23 protein-coding genes are annotated in these 26,678 nt (G+C 59.6%); 10 read left to right on the top strand and 13 right to left on the bottom strand.

Annotated features, from left to right (window positions below; all coding sequences use genetic code 11):
* Positions 1–49: 49 nt before the first annotated feature.
* Entirely contained in the window at positions 50–1,465 is a 1,416-nt protein-coding gene (locus tag V6E55_RS03365; protein ID WP_316942173.1) for an aldehyde dehydrogenase family protein, read from the bottom strand.
* Between the two features lie 100 nt (positions 1,466–1,565).
* On the opposite strand from V6E55_RS03365, the gene V6E55_RS03360 reads away from it, so the two are divergent.
* On the top strand, positions 1,566–2,468 hold the full coding sequence (locus tag V6E55_RS03360; protein ID WP_316942172.1) for a LysR family transcriptional regulator: 903 nt from the start codon (positions 1,566–1,568) through the stop codon (positions 2,466–2,468).
* On the opposite strand, the gene V6E55_RS03355 is transcribed toward V6E55_RS03360, so the two are convergent.
* Complete coding sequence (locus V6E55_RS03355) at positions 2,455–2,934, bottom strand: carboxymuconolactone decarboxylase family protein (protein ID WP_008501331.1); 480 nt, start codon at positions 2,932–2,934, stop codon at positions 2,455–2,457. The genes V6E55_RS03360 and V6E55_RS03355 overlap by 14 nt on opposite strands.
* 102 nt (positions 2,935–3,036) lie before the next feature.
* Here V6E55_RS03355 and pdxR point away from each other — a divergent pair, with 102 nt between their 5' ends.
* Positions 3,037–4,425 carry a MocR-like pyridoxine biosynthesis transcription factor PdxR gene (pdxR, locus tag V6E55_RS03350; RefSeq protein WP_316942171.1) on the top strand — a complete coding sequence of 463 codons (1,389 nt, stop codon included), beginning with the start codon at positions 3,037–3,039 and terminating at the stop codon, positions 4,423–4,425.
* 41 nt (positions 4,426–4,466) lie between these two features.
* On the opposite strand, the gene V6E55_RS03345 is transcribed toward pdxR, so the two are convergent.
* Entirely contained in the window at positions 4,467–4,628 is a 162-nt protein-coding gene (locus V6E55_RS03345) for a DUF1127 domain-containing protein (RefSeq protein WP_129996776.1), read from the bottom strand.
* 176 nt (positions 4,629–4,804) lie between these two features.
* On the opposite strand from V6E55_RS03345, the gene V6E55_RS03340 reads away from it, so the two are divergent.
* Complete coding sequence (locus V6E55_RS03340; protein WP_316942170.1) at positions 4,805–6,220, top strand: aminotransferase-like domain-containing protein; 1,416 nt, start codon at positions 4,805–4,807, stop codon at positions 6,218–6,220.
* Positions 6,221–6,316: 96 nt separating this feature from the next.
* Here the strand turns inward: V6E55_RS03340 and V6E55_RS03335 are convergent, their stop codons facing one another.
* Both V6E55_RS03335 and V6E55_RS03330 read right to left on the bottom strand, forming a co-directional pair.
* Positions 6,317–7,438 carry a ribosomal protein uL16 3-hydroxylase gene (locus V6E55_RS03335; protein ID WP_114979191.1) on the bottom strand — a complete coding sequence of 374 codons (1,122 nt, stop codon included), beginning with the start codon at positions 7,436–7,438 and terminating at the stop codon, positions 6,317–6,319.
* A 135-nt stretch (positions 7,439–7,573) separates the two neighbouring features.
* On the bottom strand, positions 7,574–8,176 hold the full coding sequence (locus V6E55_RS03330) for an ATP-dependent Clp protease proteolytic subunit (protein ID WP_028016528.1): 603 nt from the start codon (positions 8,174–8,176) through the stop codon (positions 7,574–7,576).
* A gap of 276 nt (positions 8,177–8,452) precedes the next feature.
* On the opposite strand from V6E55_RS03330, the gene V6E55_RS03325 reads away from it, so the two are divergent.
* Positions 8,453–9,070: a response regulator transcription factor gene (locus V6E55_RS03325; RefSeq protein WP_114979190.1), complete on the top strand. Its 618-nt coding sequence runs from the start codon at positions 8,453–8,455 to the stop codon at positions 9,068–9,070.
* Positions 9,071–9,073: 3 nt separating this feature from the next.
* On the opposite strand, the gene V6E55_RS03320 is transcribed toward V6E55_RS03325, so the two are convergent.
* From V6E55_RS03320 to V6E55_RS03300, 5 genes are all read right to left on the bottom strand, one after another.
* On the bottom strand, positions 9,074–14,656 hold the full coding sequence (locus V6E55_RS03320; protein ID WP_316942169.1) for a trifunctional serine/threonine-protein kinase/ATP-binding protein/sensor histidine kinase: 5,583 nt from the start codon (positions 14,654–14,656) through the stop codon (positions 9,074–9,076).
* 9 nt (positions 14,657–14,665) lie between these two features.
* Positions 14,666–15,046, bottom strand: a complete 381-nt coding sequence (locus V6E55_RS03315; RefSeq protein WP_114979188.1) for a response regulator transcription factor — start codon at positions 15,044–15,046, stop codon at positions 14,666–14,668.
* Positions 15,047–15,069: 23 nt separating this feature from the next.
* A complete protein-coding gene (locus V6E55_RS03310; protein WP_114979187.1) occupies positions 15,070–15,330 on the bottom strand; it encodes a XapX domain-containing protein in 261 nt (86 codons plus the stop codon).
* The gene (locus V6E55_RS03305; protein ID WP_114979186.1) at positions 15,327–15,548 is read right to left on the bottom strand and encodes a DUF1427 family protein; all 222 of its coding nucleotides are present in this window, start codon (positions 15,546–15,548) and stop codon (positions 15,327–15,329) included. The genes V6E55_RS03310 and V6E55_RS03305 overlap by 4 nt, the downstream gene beginning before the upstream one ends.
* 61 nt (positions 15,549–15,609) lie before the next feature.
* Complete coding sequence (locus tag V6E55_RS03300; RefSeq protein WP_023331928.1) at positions 15,610–16,296, bottom strand: hydrolase; 687 nt, start codon at positions 16,294–16,296, stop codon at positions 15,610–15,612.
* A gap of 218 nt (positions 16,297–16,514) precedes the next feature.
* Here V6E55_RS03300 and V6E55_RS03295 point away from each other — a divergent pair, with 218 nt between their 5' ends.
* Genes V6E55_RS03295 through V6E55_RS03280 form a run of 4 tightly spaced genes read left to right on the top strand, consistent with a single transcriptional unit; the run spans position 16,515 to position 21,258 of the window.
* Entirely contained in the window at positions 16,515–18,386 is a 1,872-nt protein-coding gene (locus tag V6E55_RS03295; protein WP_316942168.1) for an amidohydrolase, read from the top strand.
* Positions 18,386–18,790, top strand: coding sequence for a DoxX family protein (locus V6E55_RS03290; protein WP_316942167.1), 405 nt, complete (start codon positions 18,386–18,388; stop codon positions 18,788–18,790). Before V6E55_RS03295 ends, V6E55_RS03290 begins: the two co-directional genes overlap by 1 nt.
* Positions 18,787–20,406 carry an MFS transporter gene (locus tag V6E55_RS03285; protein ID WP_316942166.1) on the top strand — a complete coding sequence of 540 codons (1,620 nt, stop codon included), beginning with the start codon at positions 18,787–18,789 and terminating at the stop codon, positions 20,404–20,406. The genes V6E55_RS03290 and V6E55_RS03285 overlap by 4 nt, the downstream gene beginning before the upstream one ends.
* Positions 20,407–20,436: 30 nt before the next feature.
* On the top strand, positions 20,437–21,258 hold the full coding sequence (locus V6E55_RS03280; RefSeq protein ID WP_114979181.1) for an alpha/beta fold hydrolase: 822 nt from the start codon (positions 20,437–20,439) through the stop codon (positions 21,256–21,258).
* Here the strand turns inward: V6E55_RS03280 and V6E55_RS03275 are convergent.
* Positions 21,221–22,642, bottom strand: coding sequence for an MFS transporter (locus tag V6E55_RS03275; RefSeq protein ID WP_316942165.1), 1,422 nt, complete (start codon positions 22,640–22,642; stop codon positions 21,221–21,223). The genes V6E55_RS03280 and V6E55_RS03275 overlap by 38 nt on opposite strands.
* 44 nt (positions 22,643–22,686) lie before the next feature.
* Positions 22,687–23,775, bottom strand: a complete 1,089-nt coding sequence (locus V6E55_RS03270; protein WP_316942164.1) for a cellulase family glycosylhydrolase — start codon at positions 23,773–23,775, stop codon at positions 22,687–22,689.
* Between the two features lie 185 nt (positions 23,776–23,960).
* Here V6E55_RS03270 and V6E55_RS03265 point away from each other — a divergent pair, with 185 nt between their 5' ends.
* Positions 23,961–24,968 carry a LacI family DNA-binding transcriptional regulator gene (locus V6E55_RS03265; protein WP_316942163.1) on the top strand — a complete coding sequence of 336 codons (1,008 nt, stop codon included), beginning with the start codon at positions 23,961–23,963 and terminating at the stop codon, positions 24,966–24,968.
* Here the strand turns inward: V6E55_RS03265 and fosA are convergent.
* Positions 24,954–25,379, bottom strand: coding sequence for a FosA/FosA2 family fosfomycin resistance glutathione transferase (fosA, locus tag V6E55_RS03260; RefSeq protein WP_316942247.1), 426 nt, complete (start codon positions 25,377–25,379; stop codon positions 24,954–24,956). The genes V6E55_RS03265 and fosA overlap by 15 nt on opposite strands.
* A 199-nt stretch (positions 25,380–25,578) precedes the next feature.
* Here fosA and trpS point away from each other — a divergent pair, with 199 nt between their 5' ends.
* Positions 25,579–26,583, top strand: a complete 1,005-nt coding sequence (gene trpS / locus V6E55_RS03255; RefSeq protein WP_316942162.1) for a tryptophan--tRNA ligase — start codon at positions 25,579–25,581, stop codon at positions 26,581–26,583.
* Positions 26,584–26,678 lie beyond the last annotated feature (95 nt).

The raw sequence follows: 26,678 nt of genomic DNA, 5'->3' as shown, positions 1-26,678 counted from the left end.
GAGAGCATGCGGGATGGAAAAGCACAATGCTTCGGTGAATAGCGAAGTTTTAGCCCAGAATAGACCTCGGCTCCATAAACGCCCGAATCCCCCACTCACCCATCTCACGCCCCACGCCAGAGTGCTTAAACCCGCCGAACGGTGCTTTCGGTTCATGAGTGAGCGTGTTTACCAGCACGCGACCGGAGACAATCTGCTGCGCCACGCGACGCGCACGCTCCACATCACCGCTCAGCACCATCGCACTCAGGCCATACTCGGTGTCGTTGGCAATGGCGACAGCCTCCGCCTCGTCCTGATAGGGGATCACGCACAGCACCGGGCCAAAAATCTCGTCGCGGGCAATCGTCATCTGGTTATTCACGTCGGCAAACAGCGTCGGACGCACAAACCAGCCGTCCTGCGTGCCTTCCGGTCGCCCTTCACCGCCCGCCAGCAGGCGTGCCCCCTCTTCTGTGCCCTTGCGGATATAACCCTGCACCCGCTGCCACTGCTTTGCGCTGACCATCGGGCCGACATCCGTTTCGTTATCGCGCGGGTCACCGGATTTCACCGCCGCCACGGCCTGCGCCAGCGCGGTTTCGATCTCCATCTTACGCGACTGCGGCACCAGAATGCGCGTTCCGGCCACACACGCCTGCCCGCTGTTCATAAACCCGGCCTGAATAACAAGCGGGATCGCCTGAACCAGATCCACATCATCCAGCAGGATCGTCGGCGATTTACCACCTAACTCCAGGGTCACGCGCTTAAAGCTTTCCGCCGCGTTGCGCAGGATAGCCTTACCGGTATTCGTCGAACCGGTGAACGAAATTTTTGCCACATCCGGATGGCGGCTGATGGTGTCACCCACCGTCTCGCCGCGCCCGGTGACGATATTAAACACACCCGGCGGCAGCGCGGCATCACGCAGCGCTTCGGTGACAATCTGGGTTTGCAGGGCGCTCATTTCGCTCGGCTTGATAACTGCCGTACAGCCCGCTGCCAGCGCGGCTGCCAGCTTGCCGCAGATAAAGCCCGCGTCGCTGTTCCACGGCGTAATCAGCCCGGCCACACCAAGCGGGGTCATCTGCACCGTTGCTGCGCCTGCGGGGGTCACGAATTCAAACGCCTCCAGCGCCTCTATCGCCTGAGCAATAACATCTGCCGGATAGCTGGCCATCCACGCCGAGCGCGAGGCCGGCGCGCCGTACTCTTCGATGACGGCTTCCAGCAGATCGTCATGACGAGCCACCACAGCCGCGTGCATACGCTTCAGCGCAGCGATGCGCTCCTGCTTTGAGGTTTGCGACCATGCCGGAAACGCCGCTTTCGCCGCCGCGATGGCGCGCCCGGCGTCAACCTCATCCGCCAGGCGAACCTGCCCTATGACCTGCGCCGTCGCCGGGTTGTACAAATCAAACCGTTCGGTGCCGTGCGGGGTAACAAATTCGCCGTTAATAAAGATCTGCTCGATAGTGTGCATATAACCCTCCTGAGGTTGTGTAAGGACAGTCTGGCACGGCTTCTCCGTTGCGATAATCCACGCTATGCTGCAAGGGTTGTTTCGATTTTCAGGATAATCTATGCATCGTTCAGGTCTGACAGAGTTGGAAGTGGTAATGGCTGTCGTGCGGCGCGGTAGCTTTCGCGGCGCGGCGCAGGAGCTGGGGATGTCCGCCACGGCGGTGAGCAATGCTATCGCCGGGCTGGAGAGTCGCCTTGATACCCGCCTTTTTAACCGCACCACCCGCAGCGTGGCGCTCACCGATGCCGGACAGCGCTACGTGGCACGTATTGGCCCAGCATTGCAGGCGATCCGTCTCGCCAGCGAGGAGATCCACAGCGATACCGGGGAACCCGCCGGAACGCTGCGTCTGAACGTGCCAAACAATATCGGCACGCTATTCCTGGATCAGTTGCTGATCGACTTTATGATCCGCTACCCGAAAATGCGCGTGGAAACGGTAAGCGAAGCAAAGATGATCGACATCGTTGCTGAAGGTTATGACGCGGGGATCCGCCTTGAAGAGTCCGTGCCTCAGGACATGATCGCCGTGCCGCTGACCGGAGAGATCCGCCAGCTTGTCACCGCTACGCCGGGCTATTTCGCCCTGCACGGCATACCCGAGACGCCGGACGATCTGCTGCAACACCAGGGGATCGGCATGCGTATGGCCCACGGCGGGATCTACCGTTGGGAGCTGGCGCGTCGGGGTGAAACGTACGCGCTTGCCGTGCCGCCGCGCTTTGCGACGTCCGATCTTTTTGCTTCGATCCGCGCCGTGAAAGCGGGATTAGGTGTGGGATTTTTGCCGGAACTGTATATCCGGGAAGAGCTTGAAAGTGGAGAACTGGTGAGCGTCCTGAACGACTGGGCGCAGCCCTTTGCCGGGCTGCGCCTGTATTACCCCGGCCACCGCCACGTCCCGCCAGGACTACGGGCGCTGGTGGCGATGATCCGCGAGCGCGGGATTATTCCAGGTTAGCCTTATTCAGCCCGTAAGCCGCGTCCAGCGAGCCAGGTGCCATGCGGGACGTGATCCCCAGGCGGTTCCAGGCGTTGATGGCCACGATGGCGAAATTCAGCTCTGAAATCTCGACGTCCGAGAAGTGCTCCGCCACGCTGCGGTAGAGCGCATCGCTCACACCATGCACACCAATCTGGGTCAGCGCTTCGGTGAAGGCCAGCGCGGCTTTTTCGCGGGCGCTGAACAGCGGGGATTCACGCCACGCCGCCAGATGGTACAGGCGCAGCTCGCGCTCGCCGGCAATTTTGGCCTCTTTCGAGTGCATATCCAGGCAGAAGGTGCAGCCGTTCAGCTGCGACACGCGAATGTCGATCAGGTGCTTCAGCGCCGGGTCGATGGAGGTTTTCGCCACCTCCATGCTCAGGGCAGACAGCGCGTTGGCGAGGGCGGGAGTGGCTTTATGGTGGTTAACGCGAGTGCTCATTGTCTTTCCTCTTTTTTGTGCGGCATGTGTCATGCGATGAGGCAAATCTACGCCGTTCATGACATAGTAAAAAGATACAAAAAACGTGAAATGAGGTAGGACATGAAGCCGGGTTATCACGAGATCTATACCCGCTATCGCGACAACATCACGCGCGGCGTGCTGAAGCCTGGCGACAAAGTGCCTGCTATTCGGGTCCTGGCCGAAGAGCTGAAAGTGGCGCGCAAAACCGTCGAAACGGCCTATGCCATCCTGACGGGCGAAGGGTATCTGGTGAGTCAGGGCGCGCGCGGCACGCGGGTCAACCCGGATTTACTCTTGTCGGAGAAAAATGCCCCTGCGGAACAGCCCACCGGTACGCTTCCGGCATCGCTTATCAGCCAGCGCGAACGAGCCGGTTTTCTGCGACCCGGCATCCCCGCGCTCGACAGCTTCCCGTATAAAAAATGGCTGCTGCTGGCAGGCCAGGCAACGCGTGCCATGCGCCAGGAGGAGATGCTCAACCCGCCAGTCCTGGGCTGGTATCCGCTGCGCCAGGCCATCGCCAGCTATCTCAACATCTCACGCGGGCTCTCCTGCAGCGCCGAACAGGTGCTGATCACCAGCGGCTACAGCGGCAGCCTGCGACTGATCCTCGACACCCTCGCCAGCCGCAGTGATAAGGTGGTGTTTGAAGATCCGGGCTACTTTATGGGCCAGCAGTTGCTCAAGCGGATCGTGCCGCGCCTGCACACGGTACCGGTCGATCGCTGCGGCATCGACACGGAGTATCTACTTCGTCACCATCGCGATGCGCGTTTTGCCATTGTCACCCCGTCGCACCAGAGCCCACTGGCGGTGACGCTCTCCCTGCCGCGTAAACAGCAGCTTCTCGACTGGGCCAGCCAGAACGAAGCGTGGATTATTGAAGACGATTACGACGGTGAATTTCATTACACCCGCAAGGTACTGCCTTCGCTGAAAAGCCTCGACCAGCACGACCGGGTGATCTTTATGGGTACCTTCAGCAAAACCATTATGCCGTCGCTGCGCATGGGTTATGTGGTGATGCCCGCCAGCACCGTCGGGGCGTTTACCGATTGCGCAGACATCACCACCAGCGGCCAGCCTGTACTGACGCAAAAGATCCTCACCGCGTTTCTCAACGAAGGCCATTTTTTCCGTCACCTGAAAAAGATGCGTGCGCTATACCAGACCCGCCGCGACTGGATGATTGCCGCCCTGCGCGAGGTGTATGGCGATCTGTTTTTCACCGAGCAAAACGATGGCGGGATGCATATTGTGGCCTTTCTGGCGAAAGGCAGTTGCGACAGAGAAATCGCCCGTTGCTGGCAGGAACAGCAGTTACAGGTGAATGCGCTCTCGGAGTGGTATAGCGGGTCGGGTAAACGCTATGGGCTGGTGATGGGTTATAACAATGTGCGGACGTATCAGGAAGCGATTGAACTGCTGGAAAGGCCGAAACAGCAGACGCTTGCGCTGTTGAGCTGAACATTGCCGGGTAGCGGCTGCCCCCTACCCGGCCGGGACGATCATACATCATGCCGCGACAACCCGACATCCCTGAGCTGCTCGTCGCTCATCTGACTCAGAATGCGGCGGGTACGGTGAATGCGGTACCAGTTGCGTAGCGTTTTCGCGATCCAGACAAACGCAATAAACGGACGTTTTGAACGATTCTCATAGAATTCCATGATGCTCTCCTCGCTGTGCCAGTGGGGATATCATCAGGGAAAACGGCATGCATAATACAGATTCAAAAACAGCTTTTGTTTAACATACAGATCCGCTAAAACAGTATCTGCATGCCGTTTTTTGCGGCAATCTGTACTGGTTTTACAATCTGCATGGTGAAAACAAAGGATACAGCATGACGCGCTACCAACATCTGGCCAACCTTCTGGCAGAACGCATTGAACAAGGGCTGTATCGCAGCGGGGAACGTTTACCGTCGGTACGTGCGCTGAGCCAGGAGCACGGCGTGAGTATCAGCACCATACAGCAGGCTTATCAGATCCTCGAAAATCTCCAGCTGATCACCCCCCAGCCGCGTTCCGGATATTTTGTCTCACAACGTAAATCCCAGCCCCCCGTTCCGGCCATGACGCGCCCGGTGCAGCGGCCCGTGGACGTGACACAATGGGATGAGGTGATGATGCTGCTGGATGCCCGCGCCGACAAAGAGATGATCTCCTTCGGTGGCGGCTCACCGGACATTAACCAGCCCAGCCTGAAGCCTCTGTGGCGCGAGATGAGCCGTATCGCGCAACACAACCCGAGCGAGATGTTGAGCTATGACGTACTCGACGGCCGCCTTGAGCTGCGCGAGCAGATCGCCCGTCTGATGCTGGATGGCGGCTCGACCGTAGCGGCGAATGAGATTGTGATCACCAACGGCTGCCACGGCGCGCTGTCGATTGCTCTGCTCTCAGTCTGCAAGCCGGGTGATATCGTGGCAGTCGAGTCGCCGTCGTTTCACGGCACCATGCAGATGCTGCGCGGCTTTGACATCAAAGCGATTGAAATTCCCACCGATCCTGAAACCGGGATCAGCATTGAAGCGTTAGAACTGGCGCTGGAACAGTGGCCGATTAAAGCGGTGATCCTGGTGCCAAACTGCAATAACCCGCTGGGATTCATCATGCCGGAAGCGCGTAAAAAGCAGGTTTTGGCGCTGGCCCAGCGGCACGACATCGTGATTGTGGAAGATGATATCTACGGTGAGCTGGCGGCGGAATATCCGCGCCCGCGCACCATTCATTCGATGGATATTGATGGTCGCGTGATCCTCTGTAGCTCATTTACCAAAACCGTTGCGCCGGGTCTGCGCGTCGGCTGGATTGTCCCGGGACGCTATTACGACCGGGTGATGCACATGAAATACGCCGCAGGTGGCTTTAACGTGCCCGGCACCCAGATGGCGGTGGCGGCGTTTATTCGCGACGGCCATTATCATCGCCACGTGCGCCGTATGCGTCAGATCTATCAGCAGAATATGGAAACCTATACCTGCTGGGTACGGCAGTATTTTCCGGCGGGGATTTGCGTGACGCGTCCGCAGGGAAGTTTCCTGCTGTGGGTTGAGCTGCCAGAGAAAGTGGATATGGTGTGCGTCAGCAAACAACTGTGTCGGTTGAAGATCCAGGCGGCGGCCGGGTCGCTGTTTTCCGCCTCCGGAAAGTATCGCAACTGCCTGCGGATCAACGTGGCGCTGCCCCCGACGGACAAAAATCGTGATGCACTGAAGAAGATGGGCGAGGCGATTGTCATTGCGATGGAGGAGTAGTGCGGTTTTTTGCCGGGTGGCGGCTTCGCCTTACCCGGCCTACATCTTATCGCCCGTAGGCCCGGTAAGCGAAGCGCCACCGGGCGACAGACCGCACTACTCGTCGAAGTACCAGTATCCCTGGTTAATCAGCCCGGTGAGCTCTTCAACAAACGCCGGGTTTTTCAGCGCATCGCCCAGCTCGGCCTGACCAAGTTCGGTGTAGCGACACAACGCATCTGCGGCCTTCGCATCTACCGTTTCCAGCAGTTCGCTGTTGATAAAGAAGCTGCCGTTAATGTTCAGTACGCGCAGTCCGCTCAGGCGAGATAACCTTTCGCCGCCCTGCAGCGCATCAATCACCTCTTCCGCTGAGTATGGCGGTTCCGCAGCAGCAATATCCAGCTCGTGACGCGGCGTAGAGACAAAGCTGCCGAACCATTTCGTGAAATCGTCAGGTTTGCTGATCATGTCGATCATCATCTGGCGAATACGATCGAGCTCATACTGCTCCACGCGGCCGGGGTGTTCGCGGCAGGTCAGATCCGGATCGCTGTAATGCTCTCCCCCCAGATCGTTTTCCAGCGCGTAATCGGCAAAACTACTGATCAGATCGCGTCCATTTGGCCCACGGAAACCGACAGAGTAGTTGAGCGCGGTTTCATGGGTAAAGCCGTCGTGCGGGAATCCTGGTGGAATATAGAGGATATCGCCCGGAGCCAGATCTTCGTCGATGATCGGCTCGAATGGATCGACATGCAGCAGCGCCGGATGCGGGCAGAACTGACGCATTGGCAGCTTGTCCCCAACGCGCCAGCGGCGGCTACCCATCCCCTGAATGATAAACACATCGTACTGATCGATATGCGGGCCTACGCCACCACCCGGAACAGAGAAGGAGATCATCAGGTCGTCCAGACGCCAGTCTGGCAATACGCGGAACGGACGCACCAGCTCCGCCGCAGGCATATGCCAGTGGTTCACCGCCTGTGCCAGCAGCGACCAGCCGGTTTCACCCAGACCATCAAAGTGCTCAAACGGACCATTGCTGGCCTGCCATTTACCGTTGAAATGGCTCACCAGACGGCTATCGACTTCCGGCTCCATCGCCAGGCCAGCCAGCTCGTCCGGGGTAATCGGGTCAACAAAATTCGGGAAGGCATTTTTCAGCACAACGGGTTTTTTCTGCCAGTATTTTTCGAGAAATTCCGGCCAGTTCAGGTTCAGTTGATACGCCATGGGTAGCACCAGTGAGAGGGGAAACAGGCGCGATTATAGGGGAGACGGTGGAGGGGGAACTTGTCATGGGTCAAACGAGCTTGCGTAGGTCGGGTAAGGCGAAGCCGCCACCCGACACATACACGATATTAGCGCTTAATCGAGCTTCAACTCGTCATAATGAGTAATCAGTTTACCCACGATACCGTAATCCAGCGCTTCAGCCGGAGACATCCAGAAGTTACGGTCGGTGTCTTTTTTCACTTTTTCCAGCGGCTGGCCGGTAGCGTCAGCGATCAGCTTATTCACGCGATCCAGCATACGGATGATCTCACGCGCTTCGATTTCGATGTCCGTCGCCTGACCACGTACGCCGCCCAGCGGCTGGTGGATCATGAAGCGGGTATTTGGCAGTGAATAACGATGTTCTTTTTTCGCCGCCAGGAAGATGGTGATCCCGGCGCTCGCAACCCAGCCGGTGCCAATGACGTGCACGTCAGGACGGATGAATTTAATGAAATCGTGGATGGTATCACCCGCTTCCACGTGGCCGCCCTGGCTGTTGATGTACAGTTTGATCGGATCGTTACTTACGCTTTGCAGCAGGATCATCTGGGTGATAACTTTCTGCGCCAGTTCCTGGTTGATCTCACCAGAGATGACAATCGAACGGGATTCCAGAAGTTTTTGCTGCAGTGCGCCTGCGCCGTTTGCCCCTTCTGCCTTATCCTTGTCACTTTCTTTCAGTGTGTAGTGCATTGTTATTTCCTCAGCTTATCGCGCTCAAAACCAGAGTGTAGCCTGTTTTACGGGTCAAAGTCCTCTGAGACAGACAGCTTGTCGGTGCATAAAATCAGCGTTTCATTCCTTAACCGCCCCACCACGGCTCGCTATACTTCATCTTCACACGGTTATCATATTGTTAAATGATAATGATAGTTAATGTGTTAAGATGAAAGTCAGCATAAACAGTCTCTTACGTACCCGTCGGAACTGTTTACATCCTCGACATGTAAATCAGCACCGGGGCGGTGAATGGAACACATTGTGTATGTGGTTGATGACGATGACGCAGTCAGGCACGCCGTAATCGGGTTACTGGGATCGGCAGGCCTGAACGCTATCGGCTTTTCATCGGCAGAAGCGTTTCTTCAGCACCGCTTTGAAGAGCTACCGTCGTGCGTGGTCCTCGATATGCAAATGCCCACCATCTCGGGTTTTGAGGTGGCAGATACCCTCAAGGGAACCGGGCGCGAGATCCCGATTATTTTTCTCACCGGCCACGGCACTATCCCGATGTCGGTGCGCGCTATTAAGGGCGGCGCTTACGAATTTCTCACCAAACCCGTTGAATCTAACGCGCTTATCGACGCCATTGAATCCGCGCTTCGGCTGGCGGAAAACAACGCGGTGCGCAATAAAGAGCATTACGCCCTGAAGCAGCGGCATATGTCCCTCACACCGCGCGAACATGAAGTGCTCCAGCTTGCGATAAGCGGCATGCTGAACAAGCAGATTGCCGCCGAGTTAGGCGTCAGCGAAATCACCGTGAAAGTGCATCGTCGCCGCGTGATGGAGAAAATGCAGGTGCGTTCCGTCGCGGAGCTGGTCAGGGCCGTTGAGCGCCTGACCAAAAACCTGCCTGCGGAGTAACGTTTACGTATCCTGTTCAGCCAGCGGCAGCGCAAAGGCAAACACGGTGCCGTGTGGCTCCCGTTGGTGCGCGCTCAGCTTCCCACAGTGACGCTCAATGATGCTGGCGCTGATGGTTAGCCCCATCCCCATCCCCTGCGCTTTGGTGGAGTAGAACGAGTCAAAAATCTGCTCCAGCTGATCGGGTTCAATGCCGCTGCCGGTATCCGCTATCTCTACAATAACTTTCCCGTCTGCATTGCGAGTACTGAGAGTGATGGTACAGGGGCGATCCTTCACCTCGGCCATCGCCTCTACCGCATTCATCACCAGGTTCAACAGCACCTGTTGGATCTGCACGCTATCGCCGATGATAAAACTCTCCTGCGCCTTTAACAGATAATCAACGCTAATGTGTCTCTGCTCCAGCTCGCTGCGGGAGAGCGTGATGATATGGTGGATCAGGTAGTGCATGTCGATGCGCGAGAAGGTGGGATCCTGCTTGCGCGTCAGGGACTGAATACTGCGAATGATCTCCCCCGCCCGCGCGCCTTCCGCGGCAATCTCCTCCAGCCCCTCACGCACTTTGTCCAGACGGGCGGGCTCGCGGTTGAGCCAGCGCAAACTCGCACCGGCATTAGAGACGATCGACATCAACGGCTGGTTGATCTCATGGGCGATGGACGAGGTTAGCTGCCCGACGGTGGTGGCGCGGGAAACCCTCGCCAGATCCGCCTGCGCCACTCGCATGGCATCCTCTGCGGCGCGCTGGCTGGTGATATCGGTGATGATCCCGTAATACTCGTTCACCTCGCTGCCCACGCCCACGGGATCGCCAATCCCGAGGATGTAGCGCGTTGAACCGTCGGTACGCTTAACGCGAAATTCCGCGCGCATGGAGAGCCCATCGCGCACACTCCCGGTGACGATGGCGCTGATGCGGGCATAATCGTCCTCATGGACGAAAGTCAAAAACTCCGCCATGGAGATCATCTTTTGCTGTTCGGGCAGGCCGAGAATGCGGGCGTACTCTTCCGAGACAAACATCAGATCCTGCTCCAGCTCCCAGCGCCAGCTACCGGTGTGGCTGATCTGCTCGCCAAGCATCAGCGAGGTCTGGCTGGCACGAAGCTCTTTCTCCACCCGTCGGCGCTGGATATTCTCCGCCAGCAGCTCGGCGTACAACCGCGCCGTCTCCAGAGATATCGCGGCCTGCGCGCCCAGCAGGCTCACCACACGCGAGTGCTCGGCGGTGAAGACCTCCGGCATCAGGCGGTTTTCCAGGTATAGCACGCCCACCAGCCGCGCCTGTTTGAACATCGGGACGCACATGACGGCCGCCCCCGAGGTCACCAGATAAGGGTCCTGACTAAAGGGATGGAACTCCTCCGGCTTACCGGTGCGGATCTCCTGCCCGGTACGGATCACCGCCGCCAGCACCGACAACGGCATGTCAGTCGCCGTCGGCACATCTTTCAGGATCCGCACCCGCACGCCTTCGGTACTGGTCCAGGCGCTGGCTTCGATCTCCGGGATCAAGTTATCGCTCACGCGAAGCAGCAGGCCACGCTGCGCCCCGGCGCGTTCGAGCAGGATCGTCATCAGATTTTCGATCAACCGCTCGAGGTTAATCTCTTCCGAGAGCGCGCGAGAGGCTTTGATCACGCTCTGTAGATCGCGGATCGTCTCATTCTGGGCGAACGCCACTGTGTCGTAGGCACTGGCCTGTCCGGAGGCCAGCAGATGCGGAAAATCCTGCTCCAGCTGGCGAATTTTGGCCTGTGCGCCCGTGCGGCCCCAGGCGGCTATCGCCCCGCGGAAGTGCGCGTCCGAGGCGGTCGGGTAGCCGCAGGCCAGCGCAAAGCGCCCCGCCAGCTCGTGGGCCAGGGCGTTTATCGGATTAAACCCGCCCTCGCGGGAAAGCCGGACTGCTTTCTCATACTGCTCAAGCGCAATGCTGTTCATCCCATCCAGGCGCACAATTTCGGCATAGATCAGCGCCTCTTTATCCGCGAATGTACCGGGATTAATGCGCGCCCAGAGGGCTATTTTGTCGTAGTGGGCGTGAATACTGCGGCGGTGATTCGCCGAGAAAGTCTCTGGCGTCAGCTGCCGGGAAAGTGCCAGGGCGCTGTAAAGATGGTAATCCAGCAGATGGATGTGCCCTGGCGCGGACCACGCGTACCAGCCCGCCATCTCGAGATCTGCCTGCGCATCGGCATACTCCCCGCAGGTAAAGTGTGCCATGCCGCGGTAGAGCCAGTACCAGAACAACATGGTCGAGGTTTGCTCCAGCGCCTGCTCCGGCGATGCGGGAAGCAGCGCCTCAGGCAGCACCTGAGACGCGGTCCAGGTCCCCATCGTCGGCGTGCGCAAAAAATCAACGTAGGTGCGCTGAACCAGCAAGATGGTTTCAACGTCCTGAAAGTGGGTTTTACGCACAAACGCCAGGCCACGATCGATGCTGGTCAGCACCCCGTCCAGGTGATCGCCTCGTGAGAGGAAGTTAATGACCTGATGGCAAGCCGCAAAGCAGGCCATCGTCATATCCCCGTGGGTCACCGCCGAGGTGAAGCAGGCTTTTGCACACTCAATGGTGAACGATAGCGGCTGGGTCCAGACGCTGAGTTGATCAAGCGGCAGCAGGGTTTTGGCTTCAAACGCATCATAGCCGTGACGGTTCACCAGCTTGTGAGCCAGCGTGCCGTACTGGAACCCGAGACGATACTCGGCGTAGCGCTGGCCAATCAGCACGCCAAACCAGGCCATCGCCGTCGTGGAGGCACCGGTGATACCGTGGTCGAGGGTCAGGTGCATCATGCGGCAGAGCAGCAAAAAGTGCAGACGCGGGCAGATGAAGCTGGCGCAAATACTGGCGCTGTAGAGCAGGTTCATCACCGCTTCCGTTTCCGGGTTATCCATGCGAGAGAGCTGGGCATAGCGATTTTGTGGTGCGTCGCCCACACGGTTGCAGAAGTGTTCCCAGGCTTCGTCACAATCGGCATCTTCAGGATAGCGGCCGATCTGGATACCAAAAACCCCCAACCAGCAGAGCGCCGCTTCCAGCGCAAGACGGCTGTCTGACTGGCGAATGTACAATTCCACCAGCAGGTTAGCCGCCAGCGCCTTTTCGGTCAGCCCGCCGGGGCAACCGAGAATGGCGTCACACAGCTTGCGGGTCCGCTCAAGATGCCCCAGCGCAAACTCGCAGCCCGCCTCTTCAATATCGAGCATAAAGTCTGACACCACCCCGGCGTTGCCCAGCGCTCTGGCGGTCTGGATATAGCTGAGCGCCGAAAGGTAATCCCCCGATCGCTTTGCGCGTCGCGCCGCCAGCAGGCTCAGCTCGCGGAACATCTGGCGCTGCGGGGCGGGCTGGATACTGTCCAGCGCGGCCGTGACGTGATGAACGGCGCGGAACAAAAGCTCGTTCCCCGCCGCCTGACGCGCAGCGTCGGCCAGCAAGCTGGCGGTGGTCAGGTGAAGATGGCTTTTCTCATGTTGATCCAGCAGCGCAAAGGCGGCCTCCTGCACCCGGTCGTGGGTGAAGGCGTACTCTTTTTCCGTCAGTACGATGAGCTGGGCCATCACCGCCGGGTGCAGCGCATAGCGCATTTCCGCCATCGACATGCCGACCACGCGGCATATCATCTCCATCTCGCCCGTGCCACCGAGACAAGCGATGCTGCCCAGCAGGCGACGCGTCTCATCGGGCATCTCTTCAAGCTGTTCCAGCACCAGGGTGACGACGTTTTCGGTGTAATGCCGGGCGCGGATCGCCTGCAGATCGTAGTGCCACTTGTCCTGATATTTGTTGTGCACCACCAGCCCGTCATCGACGATGCGGCGGAAAAACTCATGTACAAATAGCGGGTTGCCCCCCGTCTTCTCATGGATCAGCGTAGCGAGATCGGTCGTCGCCGTGCTGCGGGTACGAAATACCGTTGCCAGCCAGCGCGCCACCGCTTTTACGGAAAGCGCCTGCGGGACAATCTCGCTCGCGTTTTGTGCCGCCTCCGGCAAGCTCGCCAGCTGCTGTTGCAGCGTGAGTTCGGACAACGAGCTGATATCGCGGTGAGCGACAACCACCAGCAGCGGGATAGCGCCACAGTTCATCAGCAGATGTTTGAGCGTATGCAGGCTGGCGGCGTCGCTCCACTGGAGATCGTCGAGCACCAGCACCAGCGGGCAGCCCTGAGCGGCAAAGGTTTTTACCAGCGCCAGCACCATGTGGCTGAAGCGCGCCCGGGCATCAATGGAAAACGTATCCGCCGAAAAACGCGGTTTGCTCTCAAGGAGCAGGCCCAGTTCAGGCACCAGGCTGACGGCCAGCGCTTCATACCCCTCCAGGGCGCGGGACAGGCGAATTTTCCACTTAGCCACATCGTCTGCGGGCAGCCCCAGCAGGTGCAGCGTCAGGGTGCGGAACGCGGAGCTTAATACGCCGTAGGGCAGCGACGGCGAAAATTGATCAACTTTGCCCACCGCCAGCAGCACCGTACGCTGCTGCAGCGTTTTGAGTGCCGTCGCGATGATCGAGGATTTCCCGATACCCGACGGCCCGCCAATCGTCACCAGCTCCGGCACCAGGTTCTGCCCCACCCGCTCAAATGCGGCAATGACGTCATTCGCCTGCGGATGCGTCGCGAACAGGGAGTCCGCCAGATGGATCGCCGGAGTGCGGTCCTGCTGCCCGGGCGTAAAGGCGACGATCTCGCCCTCGCAGGTCAACGTCGCCTGGCAGCGACGGAGGTCGGCAATCAGCCCGTCGACCGTCTGGTAGCGGTTATCAGGATTTTTTTCCAGCAGCTTCAGGATGATGGTGGACAACATTCCTGGCACGTCCGGACGAATCACGTGCGGGGCCAGCGGCGCCGAGGCAATATGGTAATGCGCCCAGTTGGTCTGATCATCCTCCCCCAACTCAAACGGCAGGCGTCCGGTCAGGAGTTCATACAGCACCATGCCGAGGCTGTAGAGATCACTGCGGCCATCGACCGGGCGCTGGGTGCGGGTCGTGTGCTCTGGCGACATATACGCAGGCGTACCGCCTGAAACAGCAAGCCGGGTCTGGGAGAAGGCTCCCGAGAGGCTACAGGAAAGACCGAAACTGCCCAGACGACAGGTGGCATCGTGATGAACAAAAATATTGCCGGGCTTGATATCACCGTGGATCAGGTTTTGCAGATGCATCTGACGCAGGGGAACGCAGATCTGGATCGCCAGTTCGATAAAGCGCGTGATACCTGAGATCGCCCTGCCCGCGCGCCGCGCCAGCAGTTCAAATGAAAACGGGGCGTAAACCAGCGCGAAGCGCCCCCGGTACTGGGTAGACGCAACAGCACGGATGGCCCAGCTGTCCTGCAGCACATCACGCAGCGCAAACTCGTTTTTAAGCAGCCGGGTGGCCCGCTCTTCCTCCTCGTCGCTGACCGCGGTGGCAATAATAAATGAACCGCCGGAATGGGGATGGCGTGCGTGCATCCAGGCAATACCGCCCTCCTGTGCCAGAACGGTAAAAATCACATCCTCTTTAAGGACAAAAACCCGCCCCTGATGAAGATTCCCCTGGGCGGGCCAGAATGCAGGCTGCTCATTTTCGTTCATCCGCGATCCTTATTGTCGGCGGGCCAGCTCCCGCTGAATATGGTCCAGCAGAATATCGATGTTAATAGGCTTACGCAAAAATGCAGCGGCGCCCAGACTGAGAGCGTACCGCTGCATATTTTCATCAGCATGACCGGAGATAAAGAGTACAGGGGGCGGCGGTACGGCCAGCAACCGTAGCTTTTCAAACAACTCAAGGCCGCTCATACCCCGCAACTTAATATCGGTGATCACCAGTGCGGCGTCGGACAACGCGAGGGGATGGCTCAAAAACACCTCTGCCGAATCAAAGGTATCGGTCGAATAGCCTTCCGACTCCAGGAGATTACTCAGCCCGCTGCGGACGGAACGTTCGTCATCAATGATGGCAATGCGCCACGGCAGCGTCATGCTGTCTTTCCTCTAACAAATCATTAAACGTCGCGATTTTCCTTCGCGGGCGCAGGGGGCGCCGTGCCACTGATTTTCGGCACGCATTCGTGACGAAACCAGGCGAGGGTCAGCGGTTCGCGACTCAATAAACGCCGTCCCACCGGGATAAGCTGTTCGCCCACCAACATGCCAAACAGGCCAAGCAGGGCGACAACTGGTGGTGCCGGAGAATGGACATCGAGCAGAGCGTAAATTACCCCAGCCACTACGCCGCACACCAGCGAAATTATCCATGCTTTCATGATGACGCTCCTGTCTGCGATTTAACCTGCGGAACAGTCACCTGAGGAGAAGGCGCACCGTCGCGAGATAACAGATGGCGCGTCGCCTGTTCACCTGCCAGCATCCCCAGCAGGCCAATCAGCGCCAGCGCGGGCGGCGCGGGGGAGCGCACCTTCAGCACGGCATACATCAGGCCAATCAACACGCCTGCCGCAAGGGATATCAGCCCAGTACTCATTGTTAACTCCAGAGAAAGAGGCAGTGGCGAGCCGGATGAGGGACCAGCCCGCCGCCGGGGCTTAGCGGGCCGGGACTGGCGCTAAGGTGCGGTGCTCGCTCTTCTGGCGAGACGGTGCTTTGTGCACCATGGTGTAGGCGTAATCAACGCCCATGCCGTACGCGCCGGAGTGCTCACGCACGATATCCATTACCGCGGTGTAGGTCTCTTTACGCGCCCAGTCGCGCTGCCACTCCAGCATCACCTGCTGCCAGGTTACCGGGATCACACCCGCCTGGATCATGCGCTGCATCGCGAAGTCGTGGGCTTCTTTGGAGGTGCCGCCAGACGCATCCGCCACCATATAAATTTCGTAGTCGCCTTCCAGCATCGCGCACAGGGCAAAGCTGTTGTTGCACACTTCGGTCCACAGACCGGCAACCACCACCTTCTTCTTGCCGTTGGCTTTCAGCGCGTCACGTACTTTCTGGTCGTCCCAGGAGTTCATGGAGGTACGCTCCAGAATGTCCTGGCCCGGGAACACGTCCAGCAGCTCCGGATAGGTGTTACCGGAGAAGCTTTCGGTCTCAACGGTGGTGATGATGGTTGGGATGTTGAACACTTTGGCCGCTTTCGCCAGCGCCACGGTGTTGTTTTTCAGCACCTGGCGGTCAATAGACTGCACGCCAAACGCCATCTGTGGCTGGTGATCGATAAAGATGATCTGACAGTTCGCAGGGGTTAACACTTCGAGCTTTGAAGAGGTCATAGCATTTTCCAGTGGTTAAGGGTAGAAATCACCGTGAGTGCCACGGCGATAAAGTCACCCTCATCCTGCGGTTTTCCGTCGCCGCGCGTAATTATCTCTTCGTATAGTTAACCTTAGGTATAGTTATACTTTGGTATACCTATCCTATTGTATAACTGGATCTTTGCCGAAACCGGTTCCCATAATCCTGACCATTCCCCTCTCAGTCAGGAGCAGTTATGGTTACCCTCGGTAAAGCCGATCTCATTCTGGTTAACGGCCAGTTTCACACTGTCGATCGCGAGAACCCTGTCGCGGAAGCCGTTGCCGTACGCGACGGAAAATTTCTGGAAGTGGGTACCGTCGACGAGGTGATGCAGCACCACTGCGACGGCACCAAAGTGGTCGATTTAAAAGGCCATACCGCCATCCCCGGCCTGAACGACTCCCACCTGCACCTCATTCGCGGCGGGCTGAACTACAACCTTGAGTTGCGCTGGGAAGGCGTGCCGTCGCTGGCCGACGCCCTGCGGATGCTGAAAGAGCAGGCCCTGCGCACACCGTCGCCCCAGTGGGTGCGCGTGGTGGGCGGCTGGACTGAGTTCCAGTTTGCCGAGCGCCGCATGCCGACCCTGGACGAGATCAACGACGCCGCGCCGGACACACCTGTTTTCATCCTCCACCTGTACGACCGCGCCTTGCTCAACCGCGCCGCGCTGAAGGTGGTCGGCTACACCAAAGACACCCCGAACCCGCCGGGCGGCGAGATCCAGCGCGACGCTAACGGCAACCCGACCGGGATGCTGATTGCCCGTCCTAACGCCATGATCCTCTACGCCACACTGGCGAAAGGGCCGAAGCTGCCGCTGGAGCAGCAGGTCAACTCCACCCGTCAGTTTATGCGCGAGCTGAACCGTCTGGGGCTGACCAGCGCCATCGACGCGGGCGGCGGCTTCCAGAACTACCCGGAAGATTACGAGGTGATTGCCGAGCTGCACGAGAAAAAGCAGATGACCATCCGCATCGCCTACAACCTGTTTACCCAACGTCCGGGCCACGAGCTGGAAGACTTTGAAAAATGGACCGACATGCTCACGCCGGGCCAGGGTAGCGACTTCTTCCGCCACAATGGCGCGGGCGAGATGCTGGTCTTCTCCGCCGCCGATTTTGAAGACTTCCTCGAGCCGCGCCCGGATCTCGCGCCGGGCATGGAGGACGAACTGGAGCGCGTGGTGCGCCATCTGGTGGAGCACCGCTGGCCGTTCCGCCTGCACGCCACCTATAACGAATCCATCAGCCGTATGCTGGACGTGTTCGAAAAAGTGAACCGCGACATTCCGTTCAACGGCCTGCACTGGTTCTTCGACCATGCGGAGACCGTCACCCAGGCCAATATCGACCGCATCAAAGCGCTCGGCGGCGGCATAGCCGTGCAGCACCGTATGGCCTTCCAGGGGGAATATTTTGCTGAGCGTTACGGCATTGAAGCCACCCGCCACACACCGCCGGTGGCGAAAATGCTCGAGACCGGCGTGCCGGTCGGTTTAGGGACGGACGCCACCCGCGTGGCGAGCTACAACCCGTGGACCGCGCTCTACTGGCTGGTCTCCGGCCGTACCGTTGGCGGGATGCAGATGTACGACCACAGCGCCCGTCTGGATCGCGACACCGCCCTGATGCTCTGGACCCAGGGCAGCGCGTGGTTCTCCAGCGAGCAAAATCAGAAGGGGCAGATCAAAGTCGGTCAGCTCGCCGACCTGGCGGTGCTGAGCAAAGACTTCTTCCGCGTGCCGGAAGAGGAGATCAAAGGCATCGAGTCCGTCCTGACGGTGGTCAACGGCGATATCGTGTACGCCGCAGGCAGCTTCGGCCCGCTAGCGCCGCCTGCGATCCCGGTTCTGCCCGAGTGGTCACCGGTGGTGAAGGTGCCGGGCCACTACCGCAGCGCGCCGCCGCAGGCCGCCCGCGTCGGCATGAACGCCGTCCATCACTGCAGCGGCCCGTGTGGGGTTCACAGCCACCAGCATGACTTTGCGCGCACGTCAGAGATGCCGGTGTCCGACGATAACGCTTTCTGGGGGGCGCTGGGCTGCAGCTGCTTTGCATTCTGATGAAAAATACATTTGCTTCGCCCCGGGTCGACCTGGGGCTGTTTTTCCTGCGTCTCACCGGCAGCCTGCTGCTGTACGTACACGGCCTGCCGAAGGTGCTGCACTTCAGTGAAGAGCTGACGCGCATTGAAGATCCGTTCGGCTTCGGGCCCTGGGCGAGCCTGATCCCGGCGATTTTCGCCGAGGTGATCTGCCCGCTGTTTATCATTGCGGGCGTTTATACCCGCCTGGCCTGCCTGCCGATCATCGCCGTGCTGCTGGTGGCGATGCTGGTGGTGCATCCGGACTGGTCGATTGCCGAAGGGCAGTTTGGCTGGCTGCTGCTGATTATCTTCACCACCCTTGCCCTCACCGGGCCGGGCCAGTGGCGATTGCAGCATAAGGCAACGGAGAAGTTCGCATGACGCAGGTTAACGACGTTCGCGACGCACACGTCGAGACGACGCCCGCATCGACGGTTTCACCCTGGCAGCCGCTGAGCCAGCCGGTATTCCGCATGCTGTGGATCGCCACGGTGGTCTCAAACGTCGGCTCATGGATGAGCGACGTCGGTATCAACTGGAGCATGCTGACCCTGAGCGCCGATCCTTTGGATATCGCGCTGGTACAGGCGGCAAGCAGCCTGCCGATGTTCCTCTTCGCCCTGCCGTCCGGGGTGATGGCGGACATCGTCGACCGACGTAAATACCTGCTCTTCTCCCAGCTGTGGGTGTTCATCGCCGCCGCCGGGCTGACGGTGCTCTCCTTCACCGGACACGTCACCCCTGCGGTTCTGCTGGTGGCGACGTTTCTGCTGAGCGTGGGCGCGGCGATGAGCTCGCCACCGTTTCAGGCCGTGGTGCCTGACCTGGTGAGCAAGCCGGAGCTGGGTGCCGCCGTGGCGCTGAACTCACTGGGGGTGAACATCAGCCGGGCGATTGGCCCGGCGCTGGGTGGTTTCCTGCTGTCGCTCGCCGGGCCGTGGATGGTGTTTGCGCTGAACGCGCTTTCCGTTGTGGGCGTGGCATGGGTGCTGTGGCGCTGGCGTCCGGCCCCGTCCATTCAGCGGCTGCCGCCGGAGCACTTCTTCTCGGCGGTACGCTCCGGCATCCGCTACGTGCACGCCGCACCAGTGCTGCGTAACGTGCTGGTGCGCACCGTGGCCTTCTTCGTTTTCGGCAGCGCGGGGTGGGCCCTGCTGCCGCTGGTGGCGCGCCGCGAGCTGGGCTTAGGCCCGGCGGGCTACGGCGTGATGCTGGCCTGCATTGGCCTGGGGGCGATTGCCGGGGCCATTTTGCTGCCACGCCTGCGCCAAAAGCTGAACGCCGACCGACTGATGGTAGCCGCCAGCCTGACTTTTGCCCTCACCATGCTGGCGCTGGCGTTTGTGCGCCACATCTGGCTGCTCAATCTGTTTGAATTCTTCACCGGCTTCGCGTGGATTGCGGTGCTCTCCACCCTCAACCTCGGCGCGCAACGCAGTGCCGCCCGTTGGGTGAAAGCCCGCGCGCTGGCGGTCTACCTGACGGTGTTCTTCGGTTCGATGACCACAGGCAGCGCCATCTGGGGGCAGATCGCTTCCCAGTTCGGCACCCCGACTTCGCTGGTGGTCGCCACGCTGGGCATGGTGCTGGCAAGCGCTACCGTCTTTCGCTGGAAGCTGGAGAAAGACCCGGACCTGAACCTCGACCTCAGCGGCCAGCCGCTGGACGGCATCGAGATTGAGCTGCCGAATGAGCGCGGCCCGGTACTGGTATCGCACGAGTACATCATCGACCCGCACAACGCGAAAGCGTTTTTGCAGGCGGTGCATGAGCTACGCCGGGTGCGCCGCCGCGCCGGGGCGATGAGCTGGGCAGTGTATGAAGATATTGAGCGCCCCGGTCTGTTTATCGAGACCTTCCTGATGGGCTCCTGGATTGAGCATCTGCGCCAGCAGGAGCGCCACACCATGAATGACCTCCTGCTGCAGAGCCGCGTTCTGGCTTTTCATCAGGGCACAACATCACCGGCAATTCGTTATCTGGTCGCGCCGGTTTAAACATAACAATCACCTGTTGAGGAAGACACTATGGCAACGTTTAAGGCAAAAGACGGCACGCAGATTTACTACAAAGACTGCGGCGCGGGTAAACCGGTTCTGTTCAGCCACGGCTGGCCGCTGGACGGCGACATGTGGGACAGCCAGCTGAACTACCTGGCCGAGCGTGGTTTCCGCGCCATCGCCTTTGATCGTCGCGGCTTTGGCCGCTCGGATCAGCCGTGGAACGGCTACAACTACGACACTTTTGCGTCTGACATCAACGACCTGATCACTACCCTGGACCTGCAGGACGTGACGCTGGTGGGCTTCTCCATGGGCGGCGGCGACGTGACCCGCTACATCAACAACTACGGCAGTTCACGCGTCGCCGGTCTGGCACTGCTGGGTGCGGTAACGCCAATCTTCGGTAAATCTGACTCCTTCCCGCAAGGTGTGGATCAGAGCGTGTTCGACGGCATTCGCGACGGACTGCGTAAAGATCGCGCCCAATTCATCAGCGATTTCGCGACGCCGTTCTACGGCATCAACGCCGGGCAGACCGTCTCTGCCGGTGCCCTGACCCAGACGCTGAACATCGCCCTGCTGGCGTCTTTGAAGGGCACCATCGACTGCGTGACCGCGTTCGGCGAAACCGACTTCCGCCCGGATATGGCGAAAATCGACGTGCCGACGCTGGTGATTCACGGCAGCAACGACCAGATCGTGCCGTTTGAAAGCACCGGTAAGCTGGCGGCAGAGATGATCAAAAACGCCACGCTGAAAGTGTACGACAACGCGCCGCACGGCTTCGCGCTGACCCACCAGGATCAGCTCAACGAAGATCTGCTGGCGTTTGTGAAGTCGCTGTAATTTTTTCCAGGCCGGGTAAGGCGCAGCCGCTACCCGGCGCTTTCGCAGATGCGTTCCGCTCCGCCAGCAGCCGACAAATCTCCGCATGCTTCTCCTCGGTAAAGGTAAAGCGCGACATAAAGCCAATACGGATCAGCGAACCTATCGCTGGCAGCAGACAAATCCCGAAGAACAGCCCCGACAGCACGCTCTCGCTCTGGATTTGCGCCTGCGGTACGTAGCCAATCATCGTCAGGAACACGCCGATTAACCCGCCGCCCACCGCCACCGACATCTTGCCGGTAAAGGTCTGCCCCGAGAAGGTGATCGCCGCGCAGCGCTTGTTAGTGTGGTACTCCGCGTACTCGATGGTGTCGGCAATCATCGACGAGGTGAGGATGTTAGTCATCATCACGAACAGCGTGCTCAGGCCGAGCAGAATGAACAGCATCGTCACCTGCTGATAGCCGACAAACCACATCACCACGCGCACCGCCACGTCCAGCCCGCAGAGGATCATAAACAGCTTCCGCTTCTGCATCCGGCGCGTCAGCATCGGGGCGACCAGGCACAGTACCGCCGCCACAATCCCCATCACGCCAATCGCCATCTGCAGGCTGCCGTCGCCCAGGTTGTTGATAAAGAAGTAGATATACAGACCGCCCGCCACGTTATGAAACACGCAGAAGAAGAACGACAGCAGGACGATAAACAGCGGTTTGTTCTGACGCAGGTTGTGGAAAGTATCGCGCATCGTCACCTTTTCCGGGCTTGGCGGCACGCGCTCTTTGATCTGCATAAAGCCGTTGAGCATCAGCGGCAGACCTACCAGCATCATCACCAGCGCCGCCATAAAGTAGCCTTTATCGTTGCTGTGCTGGGCGAAAAACGCCGCCAGTTTCGGGAAGAAGATGTTGGCGCAGGCAATCCCGGCGTTTACCCCCAGCATTGCCGCCGTCACCGCACGGGTGCGCTGGGCGGAGTCGTTGGTCATCACCGATGACATCGACCAGAACGGGATATCGGAGATAGCGTACAGCGTCCCCCACAGGATGTAGGTCACCCCGGCGTAGAGGATTTTGGTGGTCATGTCCGCTTCGATTTTATAGAACGACAGCAGCGTGACGCCGGTGATCAGCAACGGTGCAATCAGTAAAAAGTGGCGAAACTTACCGAACCGGCTGTTAATGGTGTCCATAATGCTGGCAAACAGCGGATCGTGAACCGCGTCCCACGCGCGGGCAATCAGGAAAATGGTACTCGCCGCCAGCGCCGAGATCCCCAGCACGTCGGTGTAAAAATAGTTAATAAACGAACCCACTAAACCAAAGCTAAAACACTGACCTAAACCATAACCAAAATAAGACCACAACTCGCGAGACGGTATTTTCATTATCGTTGCCATAGTGCGTACCTGATTACCCGGCGACAGGCACCGGGTCAATATGATTAGCCCTGTGCTTTCGGGGCGATCTGACGAAACTTCTGCATCAGCGCGATTTCACGGCGCGAGAACGGAATACCGTTTTCCTCGAACACGTCGTGGAACCACAGGCGGCAGTAGTCCGTGGACTCCTTCATCACCACCGGCCACGGCAGCCACGTCTGGGTTTTGCCGCGCACCAGTCCCCACTGATACGGCGCAACTTTCGCCATGTACATCAGCGGGAGTTGTTCTTCGATGGTGCTGCCCACGTGGCGCGCCAGCCATTCGGTGCAGAACAGCGGGCGACCGAGCGCCTGCAACTGCTGAATAATCGCCGTCATCCGCCCGGTGTTGGTGTAGGCGTGGAAGCTCACCACGTCCGAGAGCGCCAGCGCGGTCTGGTCCAGCGGATGCTGGAAGAACGTCTCGCCCTCCTCTTCCGGCGGGACTCGCCACGCGCAGACCGTGAGCGGCTGGGTTGGGTCTTCTTCACGCACCCACTGGAACGCCAGCTTCATGAGCTCATGGGCGCAGGTCTCCAGCTTCGCGTCGTACTGCACCTCCTGTGTACCCGTCGCGAAAATGCCGCGGTTGCCCGGCTCGTTATACAGATCCCACAGCAGCACGCGCCCGTCTTCACGAAACTGGCGAACAACGTCGCGGATATAGCGCTCAATCTGCGGCCAGCAGTCGCGATCGCATACTTTGTCGCGCCCCGGGCTCGCCGCAGCCTGGCTGTTGTGCTTGCCCGGCACCGGCGGCTTTTGCGGGCCGAGATACGGCTCGTCGCCGGAGAAGCCGCAGTCGTCCATCAGGGTCAGCATGGTGCTGAAGCCGTGACCATCGGCAATCGTCAAAAACCGATCGATGCGCGCCATCAGCCCGTCGCGGTCATGTTCCCAGACGATAAACGGCAGGTTGATGCGCAGGGTGTTGTAACCCGCGTCCGCCGCCCAGCCCAGCTCGCGGTCGATGGTTTCGGCATCGAAAGTCTCTTCCTGCCAGATATCAGTCCAGTTCACCGCCGTCGACGGCAGGTAGTTAAACCCGCACAGCCAGCCTTTTTGTTCATACCACGCCTGTGCCTGCTCCCTGCTCCACTGCTCTTTCATTATGCGTCCTCTTACTGATAATATTTAGCTAATAAATATTAGTTGCAGGATAAATGCGCAAATCACGGCGTTGAGAAAAGCGACGGCTCTCACAAAGTTCACGCTTCGATGAATGAGAAACGTGATCGACGGCGCTAAAGCGTGCGGTTAGGGTATGATGCGAAGTCGCGAAAGGGAGAGGACGGATGAAGCGAAAAACGAAAGTGACGATGAACGATATTGCGCGGGCGGCTGGCGTGTCGCAGGCGACGGTATCGCTGGTGCTTAACCAGTCCCGCAACATCAAGCTCAGCGACGACACCCGCCAGCGGGTCATTAATGTGGCCACCGAGCTCGGCTACGACCGCCTCCCCGCTATTCACGCCCCGCGCAACCAGGAAGAGATCGCCCTGCTGGTCAGTTCCATGCAAAGCTTTGACCCGTTTATCGACGCCATCAGCCAGGCGCGGGAAGCGGCGTGGCGCAACGAGACCCTGCTCACCGTCTACGACTATGGCGACGACATCGAGCTGGCGCTGAACATCATCCGCCAGCTGGAGAAGCGCAACTGCATCGGGATTATTCTCGCGTCTCCGGTCACCACGCTGGTGGACATGACGGCCTTCCAGGACTGCACCCGCATCCCGCTGGTGCTGCTCAACCAGCGCGACCCCGGCTCGCCGCTGCTGCCGTCGTTTATCCCGGACGACTACGCCAACGCCTTCCAGGTGACTAAACACCTCATCGCCTGCGGAGCCACGCGCATCGCCCACATCACCGGCGAGAGCTGGATGGAAGCCTCCCGCCAGCGTCTGGCGGGCTACCAGGCGGCGCTTCAGCAGGGCGGATTAGCGTGCGACGACAACCTGGTGCGCGAGACCAACTGGCAGTTCAGCGAGTCCTTTACCGCGACAACGTCGCTGCTGGAACTGGCCGAGCGCCCGGACGCCATCTTCTGCGCCAGCGACTGGCTGGCGATTGGCTGCTATCAGGCGCTGGCGGTGAATGGCGTGCGCATCCCGCAGGACATACTGCTGGCGGGCTACGATGACCAGAAGATTTCCGAGCAGCTCACCCCGCCGCTGACCAGTATCCAACTGCCCTACAGCGAGCTGGGACGGCTGGCGGTGGAGTACCTGTGCAATCAGGAAGATGCTGCCACGCACGTGACGCTGGCGGGCAGGCTGAAGGTGCGCGCCTCAAGCCTCGTCTGAGGTAAAGACCATACCTGCATAGGGCTTCTCGCGACACGCCGCTAGCCGCGCGGCGAGGCTGCCCACGTGCAGCTCCAGCTTGTGCCCGTCCGGGTCGAGAAAATAGAACGACGCCCCCTCGCTTTTGTTCTGCTTCCACACGGTGACGCCCGCCTGCTCCAGCCTTTGCGAGAACGCTTCAAAATCTTCCTCCGCCACGGTAAACGCATAATGGGTATAGTCGCTCTCCTGCGGCGGCACGACCCGGCGCGCTTCGTCGTACGACAGGCAGACCCACAGATCGCCGCAGGTGAGATAAGCCCCGGTATTCCAGCGGGCGTGCAGCGCAAGCCCCAGCAGCTCGTGCCAGAAGGTGACGCTTTTTTGCAGGTCGCTGACCGCGAGTGTCAGGTGGTTGAGTGATTGCAGCATGACGTGCCCTTTTGTTTTTCGCGCCGGACGTGGTACGGTAAAGAGATGAACATAAACCACGCCGTGCTCACCGTAAACCGCTGGTGGCTGCCTTCTTAAAGGCGGCACGGAGTAGTTTTCCCCATTTTCAGATAGCCGCCGAAAGGCGGCTTTCACATTTCTAAGACCCCTTTCGGCAATTGCACATTAAGGAGTCTTTATGAACACGCAAACCATCCTCACCGGCGACCGCCCAACCGGCCCGCTGCACCTGGGACACTTCGTCGGATCACTGCGCCAGCGCGTGGCGCTGCAGCAGACGCACAACCAGTTTGTGCTGATCGCCGACCTGCAAGGGCTGACCGACAACGGCAGCAACCCGCAGAAAATTCGAGACAACATCCCCGAAGTGCTGGCCGACTACCTCGCCGCCGGCATCGACCCGAACCTGACCACCATCTGCCTGCAGTCCGCCCTGCCCGCCCTCGCCGAGCTGACGATGCTGTACATGAACATCGTCACCGTCGCCCGCGTGGAGCGTAACCCGACGGTGAAAAACGAGATTGTGCAGAAAGGCTTTGCCCGCTCGCTGCCGGTCGGGTTTATGGCCTACCCCATCAGCCAGGCAGCGGACATCACCGCGTTTAAGGCCGAGTGCGTGCCCGTCGGCGACGACCAACTGCCGATGATTGAGCAAACCAACGAGATTGTGCACAAGATGAACAGCCTGCTGCCCGCTCCGGTGCTGCGCCACTGTAAGGCGATGCTGAGCGACACCAGCCGCCTGCCCGGCATCGACGGCAGCGCCAAGATGTCGAAATCGCTGGGCAACACGCTGCACCTTTCGGCCAGCGAAGAGACGATTCACCGTGCGGTCAGCGCCATGTACACCGACCCGAACCACCTGAAGGTGAGCGACCCGGGGCAGATTGAGGGGAACGTGGTGTTTACGTACCTCGATGCGTTTCATCCGGACAAGGAGAAAGTGGCGGCGATGAAGGCGCACTATCAGGCGGGCGGGCTTGGGGACCGGGCGTGCAAGAACGAGCTGGAGGCGTGTTTGCAGGAGCTGATTGCGCCGATGCGGGAGCGGAGGGCGATGTATATGCGGGACAAGGGCGAGCTGATGGCGATGCTGAAGCGCGGGACGGAACGGGCGCAGGGGGTGACGCAAGGGACGTTGAGGGAGGTGAAGGTTGGGCTGGGGGTGCCGGTGTTTAGTTAAGTTAGGTTTAGCGGTGGCGGCTTTGTTGAATAAATCGAACTTTTGCTGAGTTGAAGGATCAGATCACGCATCTTCCCGACAACGCAGACCGTTCC

Origin of the sequence: Enterobacter sp. 342 (assembly GCF_036663495.1) — a bacterium.
Classification (GTDB): Bacteria; Pseudomonadota; Gammaproteobacteria; order Enterobacterales; family Enterobacteriaceae; genus Enterobacter.
Note: the sequence above shows the minus strand (reverse complement) of the source record. Positions and strands in the feature narration are given on the sequence as shown.